Source organism: Shewanella hanedai (assembly GCF_007197645.1).
Classification (GTDB): Bacteria; Pseudomonadota; Gammaproteobacteria; order Enterobacterales; family Shewanellaceae; genus Shewanella; species Shewanella hanedai.
On the sequence record NZ_VKGK01000012.1, the window covers coordinates 129,591 to 136,592 of the forward strand.

At 43.7% G+C, this 7,002-nt stretch carries 5 protein-coding genes; 4 read left to right on the forward strand and 1 reads right to left on the reverse strand.

The window, feature by feature from the left end:
• The first annotated feature begins 80 nt into the window (after positions 1 to 80).
• From rbfA to rpsO, 3 genes are all read left to right on the forward strand, one after another.
• A complete protein-coding gene (gene rbfA, locus FN961_RS11865) occupies positions 81 to 506 on the forward strand; it encodes a 30S ribosome-binding factor RbfA (RefSeq protein ID WP_144040387.1) in 426 nt (141 codons plus the stop codon).
• A complete protein-coding gene (gene truB, locus FN961_RS11870; RefSeq protein ID WP_144040388.1) occupies positions 506 to 1,459 on the forward strand; it encodes a tRNA pseudouridine(55) synthase TruB in 954 nt (317 codons plus the stop codon). Before rbfA ends, truB begins: the two co-directional genes overlap by 1 nt.
• Before the next feature lie 126 nt (positions 1,460 to 1,585).
• Entirely contained in the window at positions 1,586 to 1,855 is a 270-nt protein-coding gene (rpsO, locus tag FN961_RS11875; protein ID WP_012326155.1) for a 30S ribosomal protein S15, read from the forward strand.
• 651 nt (positions 1,856 to 2,506) lie between these two features.
• On the opposite strand, the gene FN961_RS11880 is transcribed toward rpsO, so the two are convergent.
• Positions 2,507 to 4,540, reverse strand: coding sequence for a putative bifunctional diguanylate cyclase/phosphodiesterase (locus FN961_RS11880; RefSeq protein WP_144040389.1), 2,034 nt, complete (start codon positions 4,538 to 4,540; stop codon positions 2,507 to 2,509).
• A 196-nt stretch (positions 4,541 to 4,736) separates the two neighbouring features.
• Between FN961_RS11880 and pnp the strand changes: the two genes are divergently transcribed.
• Complete coding sequence (pnp, locus tag FN961_RS11885) at positions 4,737 to 6,845, forward strand: polyribonucleotide nucleotidyltransferase (RefSeq protein WP_144040390.1); 2,109 nt, start codon at positions 4,737 to 4,739, stop codon at positions 6,843 to 6,845.
• The last annotated feature ends 157 nt before the right edge of the window (positions 6,846 to 7,002 follow it).

A 7,002-nucleotide genomic window follows, 5' to 3' on the forward strand; every position in this document is an offset into this window, starting at 1 on the left:
AGAGGGCGGCTGTTGCCGCCCTTTTTTCGTTTAGATAGCGTTCATAAAAAGCTATCTATTTAACCGAGTGGCAAATTATTATGGCAAGAGAATTTAGTCGAACACGTCGTATTGCACAGCAGTTACAGCAAGAGCTGGCTCAAGTGTTACAGCGTGATATAAAAGATCCTCGTATTGGCATGGTGACAGTGAATGACGTTGAAGTGTCACGTGATTTAAGTTACGCCAAAGTTTTTGTTACCTTCTTTGAAGAAGATAACAAAATAGTTGAGGAAAAATTAGAAGCGTTAACAACGGCTTCTGGTTACGTTCGTTCATTAGTTGCTGGACGCATGAAGCTGCGTGTTATGCCTGAACTTAGATTTGTCTATGATGCCTCGCTTGTCGAAGGTATGCGCATGTCTAACTTAGTGACGCGTATTATTCACGATGATGAAGCTAAGCAGCAGAAACATGGCAACGTTGAGCAGAATGATTCAGCGGATAAGCCGGAAGGTGAAGAGTAATGGCTCGTCGTCCTCGTGGTCGTTTTATCGATGGGGTCATACTCCTAGATAAAGATACAGGCATGAGTTCGAACTTTGCACTGCAGAGAGTTAAGCGACTCTTCAATGCTAATAAGGCTGGACATACGGGCGCGCTAGATCCATTAGCGACGGGTATGTTGCCTATCTGCCTTGGAGAAGCCACCAAGTTTTCGCAACATCTGCTCGATGCAGACAAGCGTTATACCGTGACAGCGAAACTGGGTGAAAGAACTGATACCAGTGATTCTGATGGTGAAGTGGTGCAAACGCGCCCGATTAACTTCACGCAGGAACTGCTGATGGAGTCATTGGATCATTTCCGTGGTGAGACCATGCAAGTGCCTTCGATGTATTCAGCACTTAAGCATGAAGGCCAACCTCTATATAAATATGCCCGTGAAGGCATTGAGGTGCCAAGAAAAGCACGACCTATCAACGTCTTTGAGCTTAACTTTATCAGTTTAGAAGGTGATGAGCTTACGTTAGACATTCATTGCTCTAAAGGGACTTACATACGCACTATCACTGATGATCTTGGTGAGATGTTGGGTTGTGGTGCTCACGTGATAATGTTGAGAAGGACTCAGGTCGCAGACTACCCTTATGAGCGTATGGTGAGTTTAGCCCAGCTTAATGAGATGGTCGCTCAAGCAGAAGCGGACGGTGTTGAGTCTAAATCAATGCTAGACCCTCTGTTATTGCCTATGGATACCGCAGTCAGTAAGTTTAAAGAGATAAACTTGCCTGCGTCTCTGGCCCCCTACCTAATGAACGGCAATCCAGTTCAAGCTTCTGGCTTGGAAGTGGATGAAATTGTGCGTATTACGATAGGTGATGAGCGTCAGTTTGTCGGAATTGGATGCATGAACGATGACGGCATGCTAGCGCCTAAGCGTCTAATTGTTATTCGAGAAGATGAAGAAAGTCTGTAAAAATTTATACTGATTGGTATGAGTTATCTATTGCGTATTTTGCTATAAATAGGTAAAATCCGCGCTCGCTTTAGCTGAGTTAGTGATTGGCTAAAGATTTATTAATGCATTATTTGGAGAGACAACATGTCACTAAATGCTGAACAAACTGCATCTATCCTGGCTGAATTCGGTCGTTGTGAAAACGATACTGGTTCTACTGAAGTTCAGGTAGCTCTTTTAACTGCACAGATTAATCATCTGCAAGGTCACTTTAAAGAGCACAAGCACGATCACCACTCACGTCGTGGTCTACTACGTATGGTTAATACCCGTCGTAAACTTCTTGCATACCTAAAGCGTACTGAAAACGTACGTTACCAGGAACTAATCAAGAAGCTAGGTCTACGTCGTTAATATCGACTAGATTTAGATAAAGGAGGCCTTAGGCCTCCTTTTTTGTGTCTGTAAGAAAGTGAATCGGTGTTGAAGGGATTAATACCAGTTCCATTAAATAAGTGATCAATTCAGAGCCACTCAGGCTTTTCAATTCAAGGCACATTGATGAAGAAATGGTTATTCCCTTTTAAGTTAATGCAAAGCAGAAGTGGAATGCCTGAGAGGCTCACGTAGTGCGGGTTTCAAAGCCCTTTATGCTACGTTAGAGGCTTTCGATATAGAATAACTATTAGCTTCAAGCCTCCGCCTTGCTTACAAGGCTTTGAACTCCCGCTGAAAGATCACATCGTTAGTGGAATTGGTATTAGATATACGACTGCATGGATGCAGAAGGTAGGGCGAAGCAGGATGCCAGAGCCGAGAATAACTATTAGCTTCAATCATCCGTAAGCCACATGGATGTGGTGCATGTCGATATTGCAGGAGCAATATATTGACCTTGCCTTCAGCGCTTTGAATTCCCGCGGAATGAACAGATACTTAATGTAATTGGTATAACATCAGTAACCGAAGGCTTGAGTGCTATTACTTTATAAAATGGGCTGAGAGCCCTCTAGAGAAAGAAGCGCCTGAAGCTTTGCTTCATTCAATGCGCTGTAAAGATGTCATTTAAATATTGCTGATACTGGCTGTGTTTGGTTTGATGTATTTCTCTATAAACTCATCCATCGGCAGTGGTTTGCTGAAATAGAAACCCTGACCAATTTGACAATCATTGCTGCTAAGCCAGTCAAGCTGTTCTTGGTTTTCAATGCCTTCTGCAACAACGCTAAGATTTAACTGTTTTCCTAACATCAAAATCGTCGATGCTATAGCGCTCTCCTGCGGTAGATCGGTAACGAAACAACGATCAATTTTCATTGTTGTGATCGGCAGGTGCCGTAAATATGAAAGTGACGAGTAACCCGTACCAAAATCATCAACAGCAATACCAAAACCTGCAGACTTAAGCTGTTGCAGCTTAGAGATGGCCAACTCGATATCATTCATCAATGAGGTCTCTGTTATCTCAATTTCTAACAGTTCAGGGTCTATTTGATACCTTAAGGCTAATTGTTTGATATCAGGGACCAAGCTGGCGTCAGCAAATTGCTGTGAAGCGACATTGACGGCGATAGGTAAAACGAAATTGTATCTTACTTTCCATTCTCGCAAAGTTTTGCAGGCCTCTTCAATGACCCAACGACCGATAGGTATGATGATACCGGTTTCTTCTGCCACAGGAATAAAAGAGAGTGGGCTGATTAATCGGCCATCTTTCTGCCATCTTATCAAGGCTTCGCAGGCGAGTATTTTACCTGTTTTAATGTCGAACTTGGGTTGGAAATGAAGTCGAAACTCATCATGCTTAAGCGCGTCATGCAGCGATGCTTCGGTTCTTAAACGAACGGCCGCCCGCTCTGTCATCTGTTGCTTGAAAAAGGCCCATTGGTTTGAGCCAGCCGCTTTCGCACTGTACATGGCGATATCTGCATGACGAATAAGATCTTCTGCTGTCATGCCATCATCTGGATAGATAGAAATACCCACAGACGCCGCGGGGTGTATCGTGTGTTCGTTGAGCTGCATAGGAGTGTTCAGCTGAAGCAATAAGTTATCAACAAAATCAGCCGCTTGACCAGGTGTCTGGATCTCATCGGCTAGAATAACAAACTCATCTCCGCCTAATCTAGCGACCGTTCCTTTGTCACCGACCACTCGCTCTAATACTCTGGCTATTCTTGCAAGGAACTTGTCGCCTAAGGCGTGCCCTAACGAATCATTGACGTTTTTGAATCTGTCGAGATCGATAAACACCATGCTAAATTGCTTTTTATGGACTCGCGCACGTTGAATCGTCACCGCGATGGTTTCCAGTAATAATGTACGGTTAGGCAGGCCGGTTAACGGATCTCTGGTTGCCATTTTTCTTAATTTACTTTGTGTTTGACCAAATTGAATCAAAATTTGATTAAACTTTGAGGCGACCAAACCTAACTCATCGTCAATATGTGAGGGGTCTACCGGCAGAAGATTTTTATCGGGTGATTCAGGGTCTATTTTATCGATGGCTTCACTGATTTGGGCAATGGGGCGAGTGAGAAAGCGATGGAATACGATGGATAGAAGCAATGTGATCAGTAGCGCTCGCGCTAAAGTTGCAGTAAGGCTGAATTTTAATTGAGCAAGTAATGAATCTGTGAGCCCTTGAGTATCATAAAATACAGTTAGGGTGCCGATAAAGTGTTGTTTTGTTGCACCTTCAAAGTAAAAAGGCCGCAGAAGTGAACGAGAGATCTCTTTCAGATCGCCAAAAAGGTGATCGCTGAGTCCTTGAAAAACATTAGGCTCAGCATTGGGGTTGGATACTGAAACAAATAAAGAACCGTCATCAAGTTCAATAACGGCAGAACCGACATGCTGAACCTTAAGTATTCCCTCTAGCGTCTGCTTTGCTAAGTTATCATCAAGCGCCCACACGGCGTTCGCAGCAGGTTGCTCTACCGAGTCGAGTAGCTCTTTCTGAGAAGCTTTAAGTTGATCTCTGGCGGACACACCAACAAGGGCTATTTCTACGATAAAAATCGCAATCGCGAAGAAAAGCGCAGAGAAAACCACGAGATTAGTCTGTTTCCAAGTAAGAGATTTAAAGCTGGCAGACATGTACCGATCCTTTTATTCGGGCGTTGATACTCAAAAAAACTCTTTTAGGCCAGTTCCATAACAAAATATTCTTGAAAGTATTCACTTTAGAGAAAACTTTCGGCTTTGTCATCACTCTGCGCTCTTTATCTCTTGAATAGAGATGAAGTATACTTATGCGCGAAATTAAGGTTATTAAATTTAAGGAATGGTTCACGTGAATCCAATCGTAAAAAGTTTTGAATATGGTCAACATACAGTCACCTTGGAAACAGGGGTTATTGCACGCCAGGCAAATGCGGCCGTTTTAGCAAGTATGGGTGATACAACAGTATTAGTCACTGTCGTTGGAAAGAAAGCAGAAGACGTGGGCCGTGACTTTTTTCCTTTAACCGTTAACTATCAGGAAAAAACTTACGCAGCGGGTAAAATCCCTGGTGGTTTCTTCAAACGTGAAGGCCGTCCTTCAGAAAATGAAACCTTGATTGCACGTCTAATTGACCGTCCAATCCGTCCTCTTTTCCCGAACGGTTTCAAAAATGAAGTTCAGGTTATCATCACTGTTGTTTCAGTCGATCCTCAAATTAATCCTGATATCATCTCTATGATTGGTACTTCTGCTGCACTTTGCATCTCAGAACTTCCATTCAAAGGACCACTAGGTGTGGCTCGCGTTGGTTATACTAACGGCGAATACATCCTAAACCCTGAAGTAAGCCAGTTGGCTGACAGTGACCTCGACCTAGTTGTTGCTGGTACACAGGGTGCAGTATTGATGGTTGAATCTGAAGCTGCTTCATTACCTGAAGAAGTGATGTTGGGTGGTGTGGCTTATGGTCATGCTCAACAACAAATCGTTATCAATGCAATTACTGAATTTACAGCTGAAGCTGGTAAAACTAAATGGGATTGGACAGCGCCTGTTGCTGATGCTGTTTTAGTTGGAAAAATTAAGGAACTTGCAGAAGCTGAATATGCATCTGCATACCAGATAGCTGATAAGCATGAACGTCGTGATGCCGTTGTTGCACTTAAAAGCGTTGTTGTTGCCAAACTAGTTGAAGAGAACGCAGATCTTGATCTACGTGAAGTCGACAAGTTACTTGGTAGCCTAGAAAAGAAAGTTGTACGTGGTCGTATCATCTCTGGTAGCCCACGTATCGATGGTCGTGAACCAGATATGGTTCGTGCTCTTAACGTTATGGCTGGTGTACTTCCACGTACTCATGGTAGTGCATTGTTCACTCGTGGTGAAACTCAGGCTCTTGTTACTTGTACACTAGGTACTGAGCGTGACGCACAGAAAGTTGACAGCATCATGGGCGAATACACCAATCGCTTTATGCTTCACTATAACTTCCCTCCATACTCAGTGGGCGAAACTGGCATGGTTGGTTCACCTAAGCGTCGTGAAATCGGTCATGGTAAGCTAGCTTGGCGCGGTATGAATGCCGTTATGCCTTCTGCTGAAGAATTCCCATATAGCGTTCGTGTTGTATCTGAAATCACTGAATCTAACGGTTCAAGTTCAATGGCATCAGTTTGTGGTACTTCGTTAGCACTTATGGATGCAGGTGTCCCAATCAAGACTTCTGTTGCTGGTATTGCGATGGGTCTAGTTAAAGAAGGCGACGATTTCGTTGTTCTTTCTGACATCCTAGGTGATGAAGATCATCTTGGTGATATGGACTTTAAAGTTGCGGGTACTCGCGACGGTATTACTGCACTGCAGATGGATATCAAGATTGAAGGTATCACTCAAGAGATCATGCAGATCGCACTAAAGCAAGCTTATGGTGCTCGTGTTCATATCCTTAATGTTATGGATCAAGCAATCGGTTCACACCGTGGCGATATCTCTGAGCATGCTCCACGTATCACAACGATTAAGATCAACCCTGAGAAGATCCGTGACGTGATTGGTAAAGGCGGCGCAACTATTCGTGCTCTTACCGAAGAGACCGGTACAACTATCGAACTTGATGATGATGGTACTGTGAAAATTGCCTCTTCAAACAACGAAGCAACGCAAGAAGCTATTCGTCGTATCGAAGAGATCACTGCTGAAGTTGAAGTGGGTACTGTTTACAACGGTAAAGTTGTTCGTATCGTTGATTTCGGTGCATTCATCACGATTCTTCCTGGTAAAGATGGTCTAGTTCACATCTCTCAGATTGCTGAAGAGCGTGTTGCTAACGTTTCTGATTACCTGCAAGTGGGTCAAGAAGTTAAAGTTAAGGTGATGGAAGTTGATCGCCAAGGCCGTGTACGTCTTTCTATGAAAGAAGCTGCGCCTAAAGCTGAAGCGGCTCCAGCTGCTGAATAAGCGTTAACTCGCTACAAAACGAAAGGAGACCTTAGGGTCTAATGCCGGTAAGTTAAGCTTACTGGCATTTTTTATTCCTGGCGTATCTCTGAGGTCTTCGTTTAACCGTCCTAGGAAATGACCTCGTTCGTCGAGGCTCTAAAATTAGGCTTTCTGC

Bases quoted from the DNA above. Each gene is read 5' to 3' on its own strand.
- rbfA (WP_144040387.1), top strand. From the start codon at position 81: ATGGCAAGAGAATTTAGTCGAACACGTCGTATTGCACAGCAGTTACAG.
- truB (WP_144040388.1), top strand. From the start codon at position 506: ATGGCTCGTCGTCCTCGTGGTCGTTTTATCGATGGGGTCATACTCCTA.
- rpsO (WP_012326155.1), top strand. From the start codon at position 1,586: ATGTCACTAAATGCTGAACAAACTGCATCTATCCTGGCTGAATTCGGT.
- FN961_RS11880 (WP_144040389.1), bottom strand. From the start codon at position 4,540: ATGTCTGCCAGCTTTAAATCTCTTACTTGGAAACAGACTAATCTCGTG.